The organism is Chromobacterium paludis (assembly GCF_008275125.1).
GTDB lineage: Bacteria > Pseudomonadota > Gammaproteobacteria > Burkholderiales > Chromobacteriaceae > Chromobacterium > Chromobacterium paludis.
In genome coordinates, this window is sequence record NZ_CP043473.1 from 550,138 (window position 1) to 567,546 (window position 17,409).

The window sequence follows — 17,409 nt, forward strand, 5'->3', positions numbered from 1 at the left end:
CCTCAATGGCGGCCGTCAGGCGCGGCCAGGGGCGGGCCGGCGGGATTGGCGTTGGAACGCAGGTCCAGCATGGGCATGCCGGACGGGTCTATGCGATGGTCGATGATGATGGGGCTGGCGCCGGCCAGGCCCTGGCGCAGCCGGTGCAGATAGCGCTCCAGCAGGAAGGCCTGTCCGCCCGCCTGCGCGGCCTGGCGGTCTGCGGAAAAGGCGATGGACGCGGCTTGGCCGGCGGCCAGTTTCTCGGCCGCGGCGGCGCTGGCTTCGTCGCGCGCCAGGCGTGCTTGCTGCCGGGCCGCGCTGAGGGCGCGCACGGCCTGGCCGCGCTCGCGCGCCACATTGGCTTGCGCCTGGATCTGCGCCGCCTGCACATTGTGGTAGGCGTTGGCGGCCGCAGCCGGCGGATGGATGGACTGAATCACCACCGCCAGCAGCTCCAGCCCGCTGTCGGCCGCGTCCAAACGGGACTGGATTTGCAGGCGCAATTGTCGGGACACGCCGGCCAGCTCGGCGCCCAGCAGCGCGTCCAGCTGTTGCGAAGCGAAGGCGTGCAGAATGGCCTGGCCGGCGATGTCGCGCAGCAGGCCGGGCGCGTCGGCCTGGCGGTAGCTGTCCAGCGCGGCGCGGTCGCTTAGGCCTAGCCGGTAGACCAGCCTGACGTCCAGCGCCATCAACTGCGTGGTTTGGCGCTCGCCCTGGCCGCTGGCGATCAATTGCATGGTTTCCGCGCCGTGGCTGCCGTCCCATAGCCGGTCCTGGTCGGCTGTGGCCGGGGTCGACAGGCCTACGCCCATCTGGTGGACGGCGCCGTTTTCTATCAGCCTGACCGCGCCCAGAGGCCAGGGCAGGCCCAGGTGCAAGCCGGGTTGCCAGACGGCGGCCGCCTGGCCGAAGCGCTCGTAAATGCCGCGTTGGTCCACGGCTATCACATTGAGGCTGCTCAGCAGCCACGCGAGGCCGGCCAGCGCGGCGAGCAGCTGGGGCGCGGTCCCGGCCATATAGCGCAAGGCCCAGCTTTGCCGCAGCTGGACGTCGGGCAGGGACGGCGCCGCGCGCCATCCGCCGCGCAGAACCGCGGCGGCCAGGCAGCCGAAGACGGGGCGTTGCGGCAGTTCGCGTTGGTGGGGCTGGAAGGCGCGGAGCAGACTGCGCAGCAGTTGTTCGGCGCACAGCAGCGCGATCCAGGCGCCGGCCAGCGGCAGCGCGGCGGCTGTCCAGCCGTAGCCGGCCAGCGCGGCCAGCGCGATCAAGGAGGGCAATAGCAGCGCGGGCAGGATGCCGCGCAGCAAGTCGGCGAGGGGGCGCGCCTCCGGCCATTCGTCCCGGGCGGTTTGGCTCAGCTTGCGTTCCAGCAGCAGGCAGCAGAAGACGGCAAGCAGGCCGCAGGTGGCAGCCAGGGCTTGCCAGGGATGGTTGGCAGCGGGAGGCGTCGACAAGGCCTGGCTCAGGCTGAGCCAGGCTGGAAAGCCGGCCAGCGCGCTGCCGGCCGCTAGCCGGACCAGGCTCCAGCCCAGATGCCGGCCGACCCAGCGCCGAGCCCGCAGCCATGGCAGGTTTCCGCGCGAGCGCTTGGCCGATGGCGGCTTGAGCAAGGCTTGGGCCAGCGCTTGGCCCAGCCGGCGCTGCGCTTCGCTAAACAAGGGTTGGGCCGCCATGGCTTGGCGGCGGCGGCGCCAACGCGCCAGCGCCGCCGAGGCGTGCAGGGCGGCGGCCAGCAGCGTGAGCGCGGCGGCATGGCTCAGTCAGATGGTCGAGGCGAGCGTGGGTTCGGGCAGCCAGCCGGCGAGCAGGCAGAAGAGGGCTGCCAGCGCGGCCAGGCAGGCGTGGGCGCGGAACTGGCGTTCCCGCGGATCGGGGACCGTCGGCGGCGCGGCGGGCGCGGGCGGATTCATGCTCGCGGCCTGCTTGGACGGGCGGCGAAAACGGGATGACGAAGCGGCGCGAAATGGCGGGTCATGATGATTTGTCTTGCCGTCATAAGCATGGCGGGCAGCCTGTTGTTCAAGGTGCAGGGGGCGTCCCCTGACATCATCATACTGAACTTGGCTTGGCAAGGCATCCCGCGACGCCGGCGGCGCGGCCGGCGCAAGGGCGCGTCAATCCAGCAGCAGGCCTTCCAGCGTGCGGCGGTAGATGTCGGCCAGCGGCTCCACGTCGTCCACCGCCACGCACTCGTTGAGCTTGTGTATGGTGGCGTTGATGGGGCCGAACTCCACCAGTTCGCGCGCGATGCGCTTGATGAAGCGTCCGTCCGAGGTGCCGCCGGTGGTGGACAGCTCGGCCTGGGCGCCCGCCACGTCGGCGATGGCGCGGCCCAGGGCCTCGGTCAGGGCGCCCGGCGGCGTGATGAAGGGCTGGCCGGACAGCTGCCAGTGCAACTCATAGCCCAGGCCGTGCTGGTCCAGTATCTGATAGACGCGCTCTTTCAGACTTTCCGCCGTGCTTTCCGGCGAGAAGCGGAAGTTGAACAGGATTTCGCAATGGCCAGGGATGATATTGGTGGCGCCGGTGCCGGCCTGGATGTTGGACACCTGCCAGCTGGTGGGCGGGAAGAAGGCGTTGCCCTCGTCCCAACGCGTCGCGGCCAGCTCGGCCAGCGCCGGCGCCATCAGGTGGATGGGGTTCTTCGCCAGTTGCGGGTAGGCGATGTGGCCTTGGATGCCGTGGATGATCAGCCGGCCGGACAGCGAGCCGCGGCGGCCGTTCTTGATGGTGTCGCCCAGGCGCTGCTCCGAGGTCGGCTCGCCGACGATGCAGTAATCTATGCTCTCGCCGCGCGCCTCCAGCGCATCCACCACCTTGACGGTGCCGTCCACGGCCACGCCTTCCTCATCGGAAGTAATCAGCAGCGCCAGCGAGCCTTGGTGGTCTGGATGCTCGGCGACGAAGCGTTCGCAGGCGGTGACGAAGGCGGCCAGGGACGCCTTCATGTCCGCCGCGCCGCGGCCGTAGAGCAGGCCGTTGCGCACGGTGGGCTCGAACGGCGGGCTGTCCCATTTGTCCAGCGGACCGGTGGGCACCACGTCGGTGTGGCCGGCGAAGCAGAACAGCGGGCCGGCGTCGCCCTTGCGCGCCCAGAAATTGTCCACCTCGCCGTGGCGCATCCTCTCCACCTTGAAGCCTATGGCTTCCAGCCGGGAGATCATCAGGGCCTGGCAGCCTTCGTCGCGCGGGGTGACGGAATCGCGGCGGATCAGCTCGCGGGTCAGATCCAGCGTCGCGCTCATTTGCCGAATCGCTCCGCCCAGTCGGCTTCGGCAAAGCCGACGCCCACCTTGCCGTCCCATTCCAACACCGGGCGCTTGATCACGGACGGCTTGTCCAGCATCAGCGCGACGGCGCCTTCCAGGCTGTCGGCGGCGGTTTTGACCTCGTCCGGCAGCGCGCGCCAGGTGGTGCCCTGGCGGTTCACCAGCTTGGCCAGCGGCACCTGAGCGGCCCAGGCCTGCAGGCGTTCGGCGTCTATGCCCTGTTTTTTGAAGTCGTGGAAGTGGTAGTCGATGCCATTGTCGGCCAGCCATTGGCGGGCCTTCTTCACGGTGTTGCAGTTGGGTATGCCGTACAGGGTAATCATGGGGTGGGTTTTACAAGTCCAGTTGTATGCTGTCGAAGCTGGCCGCGTTGTCCGGGCCAGACGGGTCTTTGCCGCTTTCTTTCGATTGATTGACCAGCCAGTACAGGTTGGTCGGCGAATCGGCGTTTCTGAGCGCCTCTTCCAGCGAGATGCGTCCATCGCGATAGAGCTGGAACAGCGCCTGCTCGAAGGTTTGCGCGCCATCGCTCATGCTGCCCTCGATGGCGTCCTTGATTTTGTCTATCTCGCCGCTGCGAATCAACTCTGCGATGTGTGGGGTATTGATCAGCAGTTCCACTGCCGGCACGCGCCCGCCGTCCACGGTGGGCACCAGCCGTTGCGACACCACGGCGCGCAGCGAGGCCGACAGGTCCAGCAGCAGCGAGTTGCGGCTTTCCGGGGGGAAGAAGTTGATCACGCGGTTCAGCATGTGATAGCTGTTGTTGGCATGCAGGGTGGAGATGCACAGATGGCCGGACTGGGCATAGTTGACGGCGTGGATCAGCGTTTCCGCGTCGCGGATTTCGCCTATCATCAGCACGTCCGGTGCCTCTCGCATGGCGTTTTTCAGCGCGCGGGAGTAGGACAGGGTGTCGAAGCCCACTTCGCGCTGGTTGACGATGGATTGGTCGTGGCGATGCAGGAACTCGATCGGGTCCTCGACGGTGAGGATGTGGCCGCGCATTTTCTGGTTGCGCATCTGCAGCATGGCGGCCACGGTGGAACTCTTGCCTGAGCCGGTGGAACCCACCACCAGGATCAGCCCGCGCTTCTGCATGATCTGCCCGCCCAGCGTGGCCGGCAGCTGCAGGTTTTCCAGCGAGGGGATGTTGGGCACGATGTAGCGCACCACCATGCTGACCGAGCCGCGCTGCCAGAAGATATTGATGCGGAAGCTGCCCAGGCCGGGAATGGGATGGCCCAGATTCATCTCGCGTTCTTGTTCGAATTCGGCGATCTCCGCCTCGTTCATCAGGCTGTACGCCAGCTGCTTGACCATCTCCGCCGTCAACGGCTTGTCATTGATGGGGTGCAGCTCGCCGGACAGCTTCAGCATGGGCGGGGCCGAACTGGTCATGAACAGGTCGCTGGCCTTTTTTTCGGCCATCACCTTGAAAAACGGCAACATCAACATGCATCGGGTCCTGTACGGCGTTTTCGGGTAGGCCACTATAGTCTAGCCGCCGTCCCTGGTCTTGTGTTTGTTCGTGACAAAACAAAAACCGCCCGTGAAGGGCGGTTGGCGTGGGCAGGCAGCGCCGCGTCAGGCCTGCTTGGCGGTTTCCTGATCGCGCAGGGCGCGGCGCAGGATTTTGCCCACGTTGGTCTTGGGCAGTTCGCTGCGGAATTCCACCAGTTTGGGCACCTTGTAGCCGGTCAGATTTTCGCGGCAATGGCGGATGATGTCCTTATCGGTCAGCGCCGGATCCTTCTTGACCACGAACACCTTCACCACTTCGCCTGACTTGTCGTCCGGCACGCCGATGCAGGCCACTTCCAGCACGCCCGGATGACTGGCGACGACGTCTTCGATCTCGTTCGGATACACATTGAAGCCGGACACCAGAATCATGTCCTTCTTGCGGTCCACCAGCTTGACGAAGCCTTCCGGCGTGATCATGGCCATGTCGCCGGTGGCGAGGAAGCCGTCGGCGCCCAACACCTTGGCGGTTTCGTCCGGGCGCTTCCAGTAGCCGCGCATCACCTGCGGGCCGCGGATGCACAGCTCGCCTTGTTCGCCCTGGGCGACCGGCTTGCCTTCGGCGTCGCGGATCTCGATTTCGGTGGAGGGAATCGGCAGGCCGATGGTGCCGTTGTATTCCTTCAGATCCATGGGATTGATGCAGGCGGCCGGACTGGTTTCGGTCAGGCCGTAGGCTTCGGCCAGCGTCACGCCGGTAACGGCCTTCCATTTATCGGCCACGGCCTTCTGCACCGCCATGCCGCCGCCCAGCGTCAGCCGCCAGGTGGAGAAGTCCAGTTTGGAGAACTCGGGGTTGTTCAGCAGCGCGTTGAACAGGGTGTTGACGCCGGTGATGCAGGTGATCGGGTACTTGCGCATTTCCTTGATGAAGCCGGGAATGTCGCGCGGATTCGGGATCAGCACGTTCAGCGCGCCCAGCTCGGTGAACACCATCAGGTTCGCGGTCAGCGAGAAGATGTGATAGAGCGGCAGGGCGGTGACGATGACCTCCTGGCCTTCGCGCACCAGCGTATTCACCCAGCTGCCGGCCTGCAGCATGTTGGCGACGATATTGCGATGCAGCAGTTCGGCGCCCTTGGCCACGCCGGTGGTGCCGCCGGTGTACTGCAGGAAGGCGATGTCGTCGTGGCCCAGCGCCACCTTGTCATACGGTTTGGCCGCGCCGGCGGCCAGCGCGTCGTTGAAGCGGATGTGGCCGGGAATATGCCACGGCGGCACCATCTTCTTGACCTTGCGCACCACGAAATTGGCCAGCTGGCGCTTGGGGAAGCCGAACATGTCACCGATGGAGGCGATCACCACGTTCTTGACCTGGGTGCGGGGTAGCACCTGCTCCAGCACGCCGGCGAAGTTTTCCAGGATGACGATGGTCTCGGCGCCGGCGTCCTTCAGCTGGTGTTCCAGCTCGCGCGGGGTATACAGCGGATTGACGTTGACCACCACGCCGCCGGCGCGCAGCGTGCCGAATACCGAAATGGGATACTGCAGCAGGTTGGGCATCATGATGGCGACGCGGTCGCCTTTCTTGAGGCCCAGCTTGTGTTGCAGGAAGGAGGCGAAGCGGCCGCACAATGCGTCCAGCTCCGCATAGCTCAGCACCTTGTCCATGCAGGCCATGGCCGGACGGTCGCCGAACTTCTTGACGCTGCGGTCGAACACCTCGATGACCGATTGGAACTGGTTGATGTCGATCTCGTGGGCGACGCCCGCCTGGTAGTTTTTAAGCCACACCTTATCCATAAATCCGCGTTTCTCCGTCGTGCGTATATAGCGAGCTTCGTCCCGGCGCGCGCCGGAGGCGATTTCATGTGTCGAGTCGCTGTTTTTTTCTATCGTTGTCTTGGCGGCCTGCGAACGGCCGCTGCGGTCAAACTATGGTTTGATCGCGGTAATGTACCGTAACTGAAAAACTCTCGCAAAAATTGTCTGGCATGGCCGGGGGAGGGCACTGGTTGCGCAAGTCTCGGGCAGGTTTCCTTTTTTTGGGAAATAGGTTACAATCGCAGCGGTTAGGGATGGGCGTTTCGCCCATTTTTTATTTGTGGAAAAAGCAATGGATGTTCGTTTGCTGCTGGAAAACACCCTGCAGGGTCTTGGCTACGAGTTGGTCGACTTTGAAATGACCCCGGGTGGCGGTTTTCGCGTGTTTCTCGACAAGCCCGGTGGCATTACCGTGGAAGACTGCGTGCTGGTGAGCAATCACCTGACCCGGCTGTTCATGGTGGAAAACGTGGACTACGAGCGGTTGGAGGTGTCTTCGCCGGGCCTGGATCGTCCTTTGAAGAAGGAAGCCGATTTCGTCCGTTTCGCCGGTCAGCTCGCCAAGATCAAGACGCGCATGCCGATCGAGCAGCAGAAGAAATTTACCGGTCGTCTTGCCGGGGTCGAGGACGGCTCCGTGAAGCTGGATGTGGATGGCCGCATCGTGGTGATTCCGTTCGCCAACATCGACAAGGCTCGCCTCGAGCCTGAGTTCTGATGCCTGAACGACGATAGCCCGCGCTAAAGGACAAAATTCGGAGAGGAATGCATGAGTCGCGAGATTTTGTTGCTGGTGGATGCCCTGGCGAGCGAGAAGAATGTCAGCAAGGATGTGGTGTTCTCCGCCCTTGAGATGGCGCTTGCCTCGGCAACCAAAAAGAAGTTTACCGATGATGAGATGGATGTGCGCGTCGAGATCGACCGCCATACCGGTCAGTACCAGACCTTCCGCCGCTGGACGGTGGTGGAGGACGAGCTTGTAGAGAGCGATAGCAAGGAAATTGGCCTGATCGACGCGCGCGACCGCGATCCCCGCATCGAGGTGGGCGCAGTCATCGAAGAGCCGATGGAAGCCGTCGAGTTCGGCCGCATCGGCGCGCAGACCGCCAAGCAGGTGATCCTGCAACGCATCCGCGACGCCGAGCGCGAACAGCTGCTGAACGAGTTTTTGCAGCGCCGCGAGCATCTGGTGATCGGCACCATCAAGCGCATCGAGCGCGGCAACGCGATCGTGGAGTGCGGCAAGCTGGAAGCCGTGCTGCCGCGCGACCAGATGATCCCGAAGGAAAACCTGCGCGTGGGCGACCGCGTGAAGTCCTACCTGTTGCGCATTGATCGCCAGGGCCGCGGCCCGCAGCTGATTCTGTCGCGCACCGCGCCGGAGTTTCTGACCAAGCTGTTCGAGCTGGAAGTGCCGGAAATCGAAGAAGGCATGCTGGAAATCCGCGCCGCCGTGCGCGACCCGGGCATGCGCGCCAAGATCGCGGTCAAGGCCAACGACGCCCGCATCGACCCGCAAGGCACCTGCATCGGCATGCGCGGCTCCCGCGTCCAGGCCGTGACCCAGGAACTGGCGGGCGAGCGCGTCGACATCGTGCTGTGGGCGCCGGAACCGGCCCAGTTCGTCATCAACGCCCTGTCGCCGGCCGAAGTGAGCCGCATCATGGTGGACGAAGACAATCACAGCATGGACGTGATCGTCGAGGAAGAACAGCTGGCGCTGGCCATCGGTCGCAGCGGGCAGAACGTCAAGCTTGCTGCCGAGCTGACCGGCTGGTACCTCAACATCATGACCGTGACCGAGGCCGAAGAGAAGCACCAGGCCGAGGACGCCGCGCTGCGCCAGCTGTTTGTCAGCGCGCTGGGCGTGGAAGAAGACATCGCAGCCAAGCTGGTGAATGAAGGCTTTGCCGCGCTGGAAGAAGTGGCCTATGTGCCGCTGGAAGAAATGCTGGAAATCGAAGGCTTCAACGAGGAGCTGGTGGGCGAGCTGCGCAGCCGCGCCCGTGATGCGCTCCTGACTCAGGCCATCGCGTCCGAAGAGCAGGTCGAAAACGTATCGGAAGACCTGAAGGACATGGAAGGCCTGGACGCCGAGCTGGTTCGCAAGCTGGCCGCAGGCGGCGTGACCACCCGCGACGACCTGGCCGACCTGGCCGTGGACGACCTGGTGGACATGACCGGCATGGAAGCGGAAGCTGCACGCGCCATCATCATGAAGGCGCGCGAACACTGGTTCAACCAGTAAGGCTTTCTCGGGAAGTATTTACGGAATTTGGGAAGACGAATGGTTTTGACGAATGTAAAACAATTTGCCAGCGAGATGAATCTCACGCCGGAACGCCTGCTGGAACAGCTGCGCGCCGCGGGTGTGAGCAAGCGCTCGCCGGAAGACACCCTGTCGGCGCAAGACAAGTCCCAGCTCCTGGACTACCTGAAGCGCTCGCATGGCGCGCGCGAGGACAGCGGCATCACGCTGACTCGCAAGTCCACCTCCGAGGTGAGGAAGGCTGACGGCAGCACCGTGACCGTGGAAACGCGCAAGAAGCGCGTGGTGGCGCGTCCGGAAGAGGCGCAGGCGCCGAAGGCGGCTGAGCCGGCCCCGGCAGCGCCCAAACCGGTGGAAGCCAAGCCCGAGCCCAAGCCGGAGCCTAAGGTTGAGGTCAAGGCGGAGCCGAAGCCCGAGCCTAAGCCGGAGCCTAAGGTCGAGGCCAAGCCCCAACCCAAGGTTGAGGCCAAGCCCGAGCCTAAGCCGGCCGCCGCGCCGGCGCCGCGCACCGTCGCCTCCATCCTGTCGCCGGAAGAAATCGCCGCGCGCGAGGCCGAGGAAAAGCGCCAGGCCGCCTTCCGCGCCCGTCAGGAAGCGCTGATGCGCGAAAAGATCGAGCGCGAAGAGCGCCGCCAGGCCGCCAAGCTGGCCGCCTCGCAGCCGGCTCCCGCGCCGGCCCCGGTTGCCGAACCGCAGCGCGAAGAGCGTCGCGAGGAACGCCGTGACGACCGTCGCGATGACCGTGGCCCGCGTCCGGCAGGCGCCGGCGATCGTGGTCCGCGTCCGGCGGGCGATCGCGGCCCGCGTCCGGCTGGCGACAACCGCGGTCCGCGTCCGGCAGGCGCCGGCGACCGTGGTCCGCGTCCGGCTGGCGATCGTGGCCCGCGTCCGGGCGGAGACAACCGTGGCCCGCGCCCGGCAGGCGCCGGCGACCGCGGTCCGCGTCCGGCTCCTGCAGCCGTGCCCGGCGCGCCGGTGATTCCGGCTACCGTGGCCGGTCGTCCGGATGCCAAGAAAGGCGGCGGCAATAAGAAGGGCGGCGACCGCTGGGACGACAACAAGAAGGGCGGCCGTGGTCTGAAGACCCGCGGCGGCGACGCCGGCGGCGACTGGAAGTCGCGAGGCGGCAAGGGCAAGAACAAGCAAGGCAATAACCAGCATGCCTTCCAGGCGCCGACCGAACCCATCGTGCATGAGGTTCTGGTGCCGGAAACCATCACCGTGGCCGAACTGGCCCACAAGATGGCGGTTAAGGCGGTTGAAGTGATCAAGACCCTGATGAAGATGGGCATGATGGTCACCATCAACCAGGTGCTGGACCAGGAAACCGCGTTGATCGTGGTGGAAGAAATGGGCCACGTCGGCAAGGCCGCTCAGGCGGACGATCCGGAAGCCTACCTGGAAGTGACCGGCGGCGAGACCGTGGAAGTGGTCGAGCGTCCGCGTTCCCCGGTGGTGACCGTGATGGGCCACGTCGACCATGGCAAGACCTCGCTGCTGGACTACATCCGTCGCGCCAAGGTGGCGGCGGGCGAAGCCGGCGGCATTACCCAGCACATCGGCGCCTACCACGTGGAAACCCCGCGCGGCATGATCACCTTCCTGGATACCCCGGGTCACGAAGCGTTTACCGCGATGCGTGCCCGCGGCGCCAAGGCTACCGACATCGTGGTGCTGGTGGTGGCGGCCGACGACGGCGTGATGCCGCAGACGATCGAAGCGATCCACCACGCCAAGGCGGCCAAGGTGCCGATGGTGGTGGCGGTCAACAAGATCGACAAGCAGGGCGCCAACGTCGAGCGCATCCGCCAGGAACTGGTGGCGCATGAAGTGGTGCCGGAAGATTGGGGCGGCGACACCCAGTTCGTCGAAGTGTCGGCCAAGATGGGCCTGAACATCGACGCGCTGCTGGAAGCCATCCTGCTGCAAGCCGAAGTGCTGGAGCTGAAGGCTCCGGTGGACAGCCTGGCCAAGGGCATCATCGTCGAGGCCCGCCTCGACAAGGGCCGCGGTCCGGTCGCCACGCTGCTGGTTCAATCCGGCACGCTGAAGAAGGGCGACGTGGTATTGGCAGGCACCGCCTTCGGCCGCGTCCGCGCCATGATGGACGAGAACGGCAAGGCCATCGAGTCGGCCGGTCCGGCCATCCCGGTGGAAATCCTGGGTCTGTCCGACGTGCCGCAAGCCGGTGAAGACGCGATGGCGCTGGCCGACGAGAAGAAGGCGCGCGAAATCGCCTTGTTCCGCGCCGGCAAGTTCCGCGACGTGCGTCTGGCCAAGCAGCAGGCCGCCAAGCTGGAGAACATGTTCGCCCAGATGTCCGAAGGCGAGGTGCAAACCCTGTCCATCATCATCAAGGCCGACGTGCAAGGTTCGTACGAGGCGCTGGCCGGCAGCCTGCAGAAGCTGTCCACCGAAGAAGTTCGCGTGGCCATCCTGCACTCCGGCGTGGGCGGCATCAGCGAATCCGACGTCAACCTGGCGATCGCCTCCAAGGCCATCGTGATCGGCTTCAACACCCGAGCCGACGCGGCGGCGCGCAAGCTGGCGGAAAACGAAGGTGTCGACATCCGTTACTACAACATCATTTACGATGCGGTGGACGAGGTGAAGGCCGCGCTGTCCGGCATGCTGGCGCCGGAGAAGAAGGAACAGGTGCTGGGCACCGTCGAGATCCGTCAGGTGATCACGGTTTCCAAGGTGGGCAATATCGCGGGTTGCATGGTGACCGACGGCATGATCAAGCGCAGCGCTTCGGTCCGTCTGATCCGCAACCACGTGGTGATCCACACCGGCGAACTGGAATCGCTGAAGCGCTTCAAGGACGACGTGAAGGAAGTGAAGCAAGGCTACGAATGCGGCCTGATGCTGAAGAACTTCAACGACATCCAGGAAGGCGACCAACTGGAAGCGTTCGAAATCGTCGAAGTTGCGCGCTCTCTGTAATTGAGACGCCAAGGGCGGGTGCCGGTCTGACCGAAAGGTCGGCGGGCGCTCGCTTTTTTTATGTTTGTGCCACGAAACCCACGAAAAACACGAACCAGACCGCCCGGGAGGCTGCGGTGACTAGACTGGCTTGAAGCGAGCGCGCTTGCGCATCGTTCTGAGTATCGGTCTTGTGATTGTGTTTCGTGTTTTCCGTGGTTTTCGTGGCTAAAGCGGTTTTGTGAATCGCAAGGTAACGATTGGAATGATCATGGCTAAAGCCAAAAAAGGTTTTTCCCGCTCGGACCGCGTGTCCGAGCAGATCCAGCGCGAGCTGGCCGAACTGACCCGCAAGGGCCTGAAAGACCCGCGTGCGGGTTGGATCACCATCACCTCGGTGGAAGTGACGCGCGATTACTCGCACGCCAAGGTGTACTACACGGTGATGGTGGACTCCACTCGCGAAGCCACCCAGGAGGCGCTGGACAGCTCCGCCGGCTATCTGCGCAACGAACTGGGCCGCGCCATCAAGATGTTCAGCATGCCGCAGCTGCACTTCGTCTATGACGACTCGGTCGAGCGCGGCATGCATCTGACCAGCCTGATCAACCAGGTGGCGCGCGAGGATGCCGAGAAGTTCGGCTCCCAGGCCGAGGGCGAGCCCGCCGAGGACGAGGGCAAGGCCGAATGAGCAAGCCGCGCAGCAACCGCCGCCCCATTGATGGCGTGCTGCTGATCGACAAACCCTACGACATCTCCAGCAACAACGCGCTGCAGAAAGCCCGCTGGTTGCTGAATGCCGCCAAGGCCGGCCATACCGGCGTGCTGGACCCGCTGGCCACCGGCTTGCTGCCGGTGTGTCTGGGCGAAGCCACCAAGTTTTCGTCCTATCTCCTGGACGCGGACAAGGGCTACCGCGCCACGGTGAAGTTCGGCGTGGTGACGACGACGGGCGATGTGGAGGGCGAGGTGGTATCCGAGCGGCCCGTCAGCTTCAACCGCGAACAGCTGGAAGCGGTGCTGGAGCGTTTCCGCGGCGAGATCAGCCAGGTGCCGCCGATGTATTCGGCGCTGAAGCATCAGGGCAAGCCGTTGTACGAATACGCGCGCGCCGGCATCGAGGTGCCGCGCGAGGCGCGCCAGGTCACCATCCGCCAGCTGGAGCTGTTGTCCTTTGATGGCGTGTCGGCCGAGATCGACGTGTTGTGCACCAAGGGTACTTATATCCGCACCTTGGGCTGCGACATCGGCGAAGCCTTGGGCTGCGGCGCGCACCTGACCGCGCTGCGCCGCACCGCCACCGGCGGCTTCAGCCTGGAGCAAGCGCATGGCCTGGCCGAGCTGGAGCAGTTGGAGATGCCCGCGCGCGAGGCGCTGCTGCTGCCGGCTGATGTATTGGTGGCGCAATTCCCGCAGCAGGAACTGGCGGATGGGGAAGCGGGCAAGTTTCTGCACGGCCAACCCGTGCGTTTTGAACAAAAGTGTGAGAAAATGCAGCGTTTCCGGGTTTACGAGCAATCGTCCCGGAAATTTCTGGGGCTGGGAGAGGCGCGCGGCGATGGCCGCCTGCATCCGATCCGGCTCCTGGCGAACCAGGCCTCGGCCTGATTCGCGAACTACCGGAGTGTGGAATGGGTTGGGCTTTCCGGCTCGCCGCACTTGTCGGGTTTTCAAACCCCCTACTGAAATGGAGTAATCCAAATGGCAATGACCGCCGCTCAAAAAGCAGAAATCGTTAAAGGCTTCCAACGCGCTGAAGGCGACACTGGCTCGTCCGAAGTTCAAGTGGCCCTGCTGACCGCACGCATCAACGACCTGACCCCCCACTTCAAGGCCAACACCAAGGACCACCACAGCCGTCGTGGTCTGCTGAAGCTGGTTAGCCGTCGCCGCCGTCTGCTGGACTACCTGAAGCGCACCGACGCTGATAGCTACCGCGCGCTGATCACCCGTCTGGGCCTGCGCAAGTAATCGGTATACGGTTCTGAAAAAGTCGCAGCTTGCTGCGACTTTTTCACACCGGCAGTTTGCGAGTTTTTATTGTCACAACGGGGGGAGCCTCTACAAATTCCGATCTAACATTCCAGGTCAGAATTTATAGGGGTTCCCGTTGTTTTTTCGACTCGCATTTTTAGCAATCGAACCAAGAATAGGAAAACCCAAGTGTTCAACAAGATCACCAAAACCTTCCAGTTCGGCCGTCAAACCGTCACCATCGAAACCGGTGAGATCGCCCGCCAGGCGTCCGGTTCCGTAGTCGTGTCCGTGGACGACACCGTCGTCATGGTTAGCGTGGTGGGCGGCAAGTCCGTCAAGCCGGGCCAAGACTTCTTCCCGCTGACCGTGGACTATCTGGAGCGCACCTACGCCGCCGGCAAGATCCCGGGCGGCTTCTTCAAGCGCGAAGGCAAGCAGTCCGAGAAGGAAGTGCTGACCAGCCGCCTGATCGACCGCCCGATCCGCCCGCTGTTCCCGGAAGGCTTCTACCATGACGTGCAAATCGTCGCCACCGTGCTGTCGCTGAATCCGGAAGTGGATTCGGACATCCCGGCGATGATCGGCGCCTCCGCCGCCCTGGCCATCTCCGGTCTGCCGTTCGCCGGCCCGATCGGCGCCGCGCGCGTCGGCTACGCCAACGGCGAATACATCCTGAACCCGACCAAGACCGAACTGCAAACCTCGCAGATGGACTTGGTTGTCGCCGGCACCTCGCGCGCCGTGCTGATGGTGGAATCGGAAGCCAAGGAACTGTCGGAAGCCGTGATGCTGGGCGCCGTGGTATTCGGCCACGAGCAGATGCAAGCCGCTATCCAGGCCATCAACGAACTGGCCGACGAAGTGAACCCGGTGATGTTCGACTGGGCCGCTCCGGCCAAGGACGAAGCGCTGATCGCTCAAATCCGCGGCATCGCCGGCGAGAAGCTGGCCGAAGCCTTCCGCCTGCGCCAGAAGCAAGCCCGCACCGTCGCCATCAACGAAGCTTGGGACGCGGTCAAGGCCGGCCTGATCAACGAAGACACCGACACCCTGAAGGCCAACGAGATCAAGGGCATCTTCAAGGGTCTGGAAGCTGAAATCGTGCGCGGCCAAATCCTGGCCGGCGAAGCGCGCATCGACGGCCGCGACACCCGCACCGTGCGTCCGATCAGCATCCGCAGCAACGTGCTGCCGCGCACCCACGGTTCCGCCCTGTTCACCCGCGGCGAAACCCAGGCGCTGGTGGTGGCCACGCTGGGCACCAAGCAAGACGAGCAGATCATCGACGCGCTGGCCGGCGAATACACCGAGCGCTTCATGCTGCACTACAACTTCCCGCCGTACTCCACCGGCGAAGCCGGCCGCATGGGCCCGCCGAAGCGCCGCGAAATCGGCCACGGCCGCCTGGCCAAGCGCGCGCTGGTAGCCGTGCTGCCGCCGGAAGACGAGTTCGGCTACTCCATGCGCGTGGTGTCCGAGATCACCGAATCCAACGGCTCCTCGTCGATGGCTTCCGTGTGCGGCGGCTGCCTGTCGCTGCTGTCGGCCGGCGTGCCGCTGAAGGCCCACGTGGCCGGCATCGCCATGGGTCTGATCCTGGAAGGCAACCGCTTCGCCGTGCTGACCGACATCCTGGGCGATGAAGATCACCTGGGCGACATGGACTTCAAGGTGGCCGGCACCGCCGCCGGCGTGACCGCCCTGCAGATGGACATCAAGATCCAGGGCATCACCAAGGAGATCATGCAGGTTGCGCTGGAGCAGGCCAAGGAAGGCCGTCTGCACATCCTGGGCCTGATGAAGGAAGCCGTGGACGGCCCGCAAGAGCTGTCCGCCCATGCGCCGCGTCTGCACGTGATGAAGATCAACCCGGAGAAGATCCGCGACGTGATCGGCAAGGGCGGCGAAACCATCCGCGCCATCACCAAAGACACCGGCTGCGAGATCAACATCGAAGAAGACGGCACCATCACCATCGCTTCGGTGAGCAGCGAGGGCGCGGAAGCGGCCAAGAAGCGCATCGAAGAGATCACGGTTGAAGTGGAAGTGGGCAAGGTGTACGAAGGCACCGTGGTCAAGATCCTCGACAACAACGTCGGCGCTATCGTCTCCATCCTGCCGGGCAAGGATGGTCTGGTTCACATCTCGCAGATCGCCAACGAGCGCATCAAGAATGTGTCCGACCACCTGAAGGAAGGCCAAGTGGTGAAGGTCAAGGCCATCGAAATGGACGACCGCGGCCGCATCCGCCTGTCCATCAAGGCCCTGCTGGAAGAAGAAGCGAAAACCGCCCAGGCGACCGCTGAATCCTTCGGCTTGAAGGCGCAGTAATCCGCTTGCCGCCATCTCGTTCGCGGGGTGACATGCAAGAAAACAACCCCGCTTCAGCGGGGTTTTTTTGCGCCATTAGCTTGGCTATATGGCCAAGTATGATTTTCTTGGTCAACTCACGTGCGAAGCTTGCTTATGCTGATTGAGACAGACTACGCTATGGGCGGGTGAAAGTTTTTCCAAAGGAGGCATTCTGGTGAACGATGCGCATATTGCAGCCCTTATTGGTGGAGGGACGGGTATTTTAGGCGTGTTGCTTAATAATATCTGTATCGCAGTTAAGGAGGGGTGGAGCAATCGCAGGAAGGAAAAACGAGAGAGATCATATTTGTCGATATTAGTGGTTTCACATTTGGATCGTTTTGCGAATGGATGTTTGAGCGTGGCTTTGGATGATGGCACTGAATATGGTCGACCTGCAGGTGCTGATGGTTTCCATGAAGTCACTGTGAGGGCGCCAACTTTTCTTCCTCTCGAAATAGAGGTTGAATGGAAAGTTCTGCCGGAAAGTTTGATGTTCGATATCCTTCAAATCCCAGATAAACATGCAAGTATCGAAAATAGGCTTGCCGGAATATGGGAGTTTGATGATCCACCGGGTTATGGTGAGTTTTTTTGGGCAAGACAGCGTGATTATGCGGAATTAGGACTTCATGTTTCAGCAGTTGCCAATAGGTTGAGAAAGCATGCAGGAATGCCCTTTCGAGATGATTTGAGTGGAGAACTTAGCCGAGATAGTCTCATGCAGCAGGTTATCAATAAGATTGATGAGGAGAGAGCAGCTTATGAAAAACGTATGGCAACTTCAAGTTTGAACTGACTACCTGTTTGGTGATGATTTGTGAGTTGTGGCAGATTTGTTTTTTGCTGAGTCAGAGATTTTTCGAATTGTTTTGACTAGCTGTCACTATGAATTTTAATGGCATTTCCGTGGGATGTGGAAATGTTAATGATGTGGCGATCCGTGCGTCATGGATGTCATGGAGGATGTGTGTCAGCAGAGTATCTGGAAAGGGCCTGCGTCGAAGGGCGATCCTTGGCTTTTCGCATCATCATTTTCTTGCCGGGTCTGGCTCTTGCTTGCTGTTTTTGCGGTTTTGTTTTTTCGTGATCGGCATTGGGTTCATGAACCCGAGGTTGCCTCAATACTATGGAGCGATCTCCTTGCCTATGCAGTTTCTGCCTTTTTTGATCAGTGCAGCCAGCTTTATGGCTTGGTTGATCACGTGGCGCTTCAAGTGGTTGAAGTGGAGTTTGACCGCGCTACTGTTACTGGTAGTAGGAACTTACAGCCTGCAACGGATTAACTCTTATTTGCCAGCGGGGCCGGATAAGGAGAAGGTGCAGCTTGAGGAGGTCGACCGCCCA

General features: G+C 62.9%; 15 protein-coding genes. 9 read left to right on the forward strand and 6 right to left on the reverse strand.

The window, feature by feature from the left end:
- Positions 1–2: 2 nt before the first annotated feature.
- From FYK34_RS02560 to FYK34_RS02580, 6 genes are all read right to left on the reverse strand, one after another.
- Positions 3–1,655 (reverse strand): SPFH domain-containing protein, encoded by a 1,653-nt coding sequence (locus FYK34_RS02560; protein ID WP_149294915.1) that lies wholly within the window; start codon positions 1,653–1,655, stop codon positions 3–5.
- 87 nt (positions 1,656–1,742) lie between these two features.
- Complete coding sequence (locus FYK34_RS20390; protein ID WP_168209624.1) at positions 1,743–1,892, reverse strand: hypothetical protein; 150 nt, start codon at positions 1,890–1,892, stop codon at positions 1,743–1,745.
- 204 nt (positions 1,893–2,096) lie between these two features.
- The gene (dapE, locus tag FYK34_RS02565; protein WP_149294916.1) at positions 2,097–3,227 is read right to left on the reverse strand and encodes a succinyl-diaminopimelate desuccinylase; all 1,131 of its coding nucleotides are present in this window, start codon (positions 3,225–3,227) and stop codon (positions 2,097–2,099) included.
- Positions 3,224–3,574 carry an arsenate reductase gene (locus tag FYK34_RS02570; protein WP_149294917.1) on the reverse strand — a complete coding sequence of 117 codons (351 nt, stop codon included), beginning with the start codon at positions 3,572–3,574 and terminating at the stop codon, positions 3,224–3,226. The genes dapE and FYK34_RS02570 overlap by 4 nt, the downstream gene beginning before the upstream one ends.
- Before the next feature lie 10 nt (positions 3,575–3,584).
- On the reverse strand, positions 3,585–4,709 hold the full coding sequence (locus FYK34_RS02575) for a PilT/PilU family type 4a pilus ATPase (RefSeq protein ID WP_149294918.1): 1,125 nt from the start codon (positions 4,707–4,709) through the stop codon (positions 3,585–3,587).
- A 129-nt stretch (positions 4,710–4,838) separates the two neighbouring features.
- Entirely contained in the window at positions 4,839–6,518 is a 1,680-nt protein-coding gene (locus FYK34_RS02580; protein ID WP_149294919.1) for a long-chain-fatty-acid--CoA ligase, read from the reverse strand.
- Between the two features lie 313 nt (positions 6,519–6,831).
- Between FYK34_RS02580 and rimP the strand changes: the two genes are divergently transcribed.
- The 9 genes from rimP (at position 6,832) to FYK34_RS02625 (ending at position 17,348) form a co-directional block, all read left to right on the forward strand.
- Positions 6,832–7,257 (forward strand): ribosome maturation factor RimP, encoded by a 426-nt coding sequence (rimP, locus tag FYK34_RS02585; RefSeq protein ID WP_149294920.1) that lies wholly within the window; start codon positions 6,832–6,834, stop codon positions 7,255–7,257.
- A gap of 51 nt (positions 7,258–7,308) precedes the next feature.
- A complete protein-coding gene (nusA, locus tag FYK34_RS02590; RefSeq protein ID WP_149294921.1) occupies positions 7,309–8,787 on the forward strand; it encodes a transcription termination factor NusA in 1,479 nt (492 codons plus the stop codon).
- Positions 8,788–8,826: 39 nt separating this feature from the next.
- Complete coding sequence (gene infB, locus FYK34_RS02595) at positions 8,827–11,754, forward strand: translation initiation factor IF-2 (protein WP_149294922.1); 2,928 nt, start codon at positions 8,827–8,829, stop codon at positions 11,752–11,754.
- A 250-nt stretch (positions 11,755–12,004) separates the two neighbouring features.
- Positions 12,005–12,424: a 30S ribosome-binding factor RbfA gene (rbfA, locus tag FYK34_RS02600; protein ID WP_149294923.1), complete on the forward strand. Its 420-nt coding sequence runs from the start codon at positions 12,005–12,007 to the stop codon at positions 12,422–12,424.
- Entirely contained in the window at positions 12,421–13,341 is a 921-nt protein-coding gene (gene truB / locus FYK34_RS02605) for a tRNA pseudouridine(55) synthase TruB (protein ID WP_149294924.1), read from the forward strand. The genes rbfA and truB overlap by 4 nt, the downstream gene beginning before the upstream one ends.
- A gap of 93 nt (positions 13,342–13,434) precedes the next feature.
- A complete protein-coding gene (gene rpsO, locus FYK34_RS02610; protein ID WP_114062157.1) occupies positions 13,435–13,704 on the forward strand; it encodes a 30S ribosomal protein S15 in 270 nt (89 codons plus the stop codon).
- 192 nt (positions 13,705–13,896) lie between these two features.
- Positions 13,897–16,041, forward strand: a complete 2,145-nt coding sequence (pnp, locus tag FYK34_RS02615) for a polyribonucleotide nucleotidyltransferase (RefSeq protein WP_149294925.1) — start codon at positions 13,897–13,899, stop codon at positions 16,039–16,041.
- Between the two features lie 196 nt (positions 16,042–16,237).
- On the forward strand, positions 16,238–16,861 hold the full coding sequence (locus FYK34_RS02620) for a hypothetical protein (RefSeq protein WP_196782594.1): 624 nt from the start codon (positions 16,238–16,240) through the stop codon (positions 16,859–16,861).
- A gap of 151 nt (positions 16,862–17,012) precedes the next feature.
- Positions 17,013–17,348 (forward strand): hypothetical protein, encoded by a 336-nt coding sequence (locus FYK34_RS02625; protein WP_149294926.1) that lies wholly within the window; start codon positions 17,013–17,015, stop codon positions 17,346–17,348.
- The last annotated feature ends 61 nt before the right edge of the window (positions 17,349–17,409 follow it).

Bases quoted from the DNA above. Each gene is read 5' to 3' on its own strand.
- FYK34_RS02560 (WP_149294915.1), bottom strand. From the start codon at position 1,655: ATGGCGGCCCAACCCTTGTTTAGCGAAGCGCAGCGCCGGCTGGGCCAA.
- FYK34_RS20390 (WP_168209624.1), bottom strand. From the start codon at position 1,892: ATGAATCCGCCCGCGCCCGCCGCGCCGCCGACGGTCCCCGATCCGCGG.
- dapE (WP_149294916.1), bottom strand. From the start codon at position 3,227: ATGAGCGCGACGCTGGATCTGACCCGCGAGCTGATCCGCCGCGATTCC.
- FYK34_RS02570 (WP_149294917.1), bottom strand. From the start codon at position 3,574: ATGATTACCCTGTACGGCATACCCAACTGCAACACCGTGAAGAAGGCC.
- FYK34_RS02575 (WP_149294918.1), bottom strand. From the start codon at position 4,709: ATGTTGATGTTGCCGTTTTTCAAGGTGATGGCCGAAAAAAAGGCCAGC.
- FYK34_RS02580 (WP_149294919.1), bottom strand. From the start codon at position 6,518: ATGGATAAGGTGTGGCTTAAAAACTACCAGGCGGGCGTCGCCCACGAG.
- rimP (WP_149294920.1), top strand. From the start codon at position 6,832: ATGGATGTTCGTTTGCTGCTGGAAAACACCCTGCAGGGTCTTGGCTAC.
- nusA (WP_149294921.1), top strand. From the start codon at position 7,309: ATGAGTCGCGAGATTTTGTTGCTGGTGGATGCCCTGGCGAGCGAGAAG.
- infB (WP_149294922.1), top strand. From the start codon at position 8,827: ATGGTTTTGACGAATGTAAAACAATTTGCCAGCGAGATGAATCTCACG.
- rbfA (WP_149294923.1), top strand. From the start codon at position 12,005: ATGGCTAAAGCCAAAAAAGGTTTTTCCCGCTCGGACCGCGTGTCCGAG.
- truB (WP_149294924.1), top strand. From the start codon at position 12,421: ATGAGCAAGCCGCGCAGCAACCGCCGCCCCATTGATGGCGTGCTGCTG.
- rpsO (WP_114062157.1), top strand. From the start codon at position 13,435: ATGGCAATGACCGCCGCTCAAAAAGCAGAAATCGTTAAAGGCTTCCAA.
- FYK34_RS02625 (WP_149294926.1), top strand. From the start codon at position 17,013: ATGGATGTCATGGAGGATGTGTGTCAGCAGAGTATCTGGAAAGGGCCT.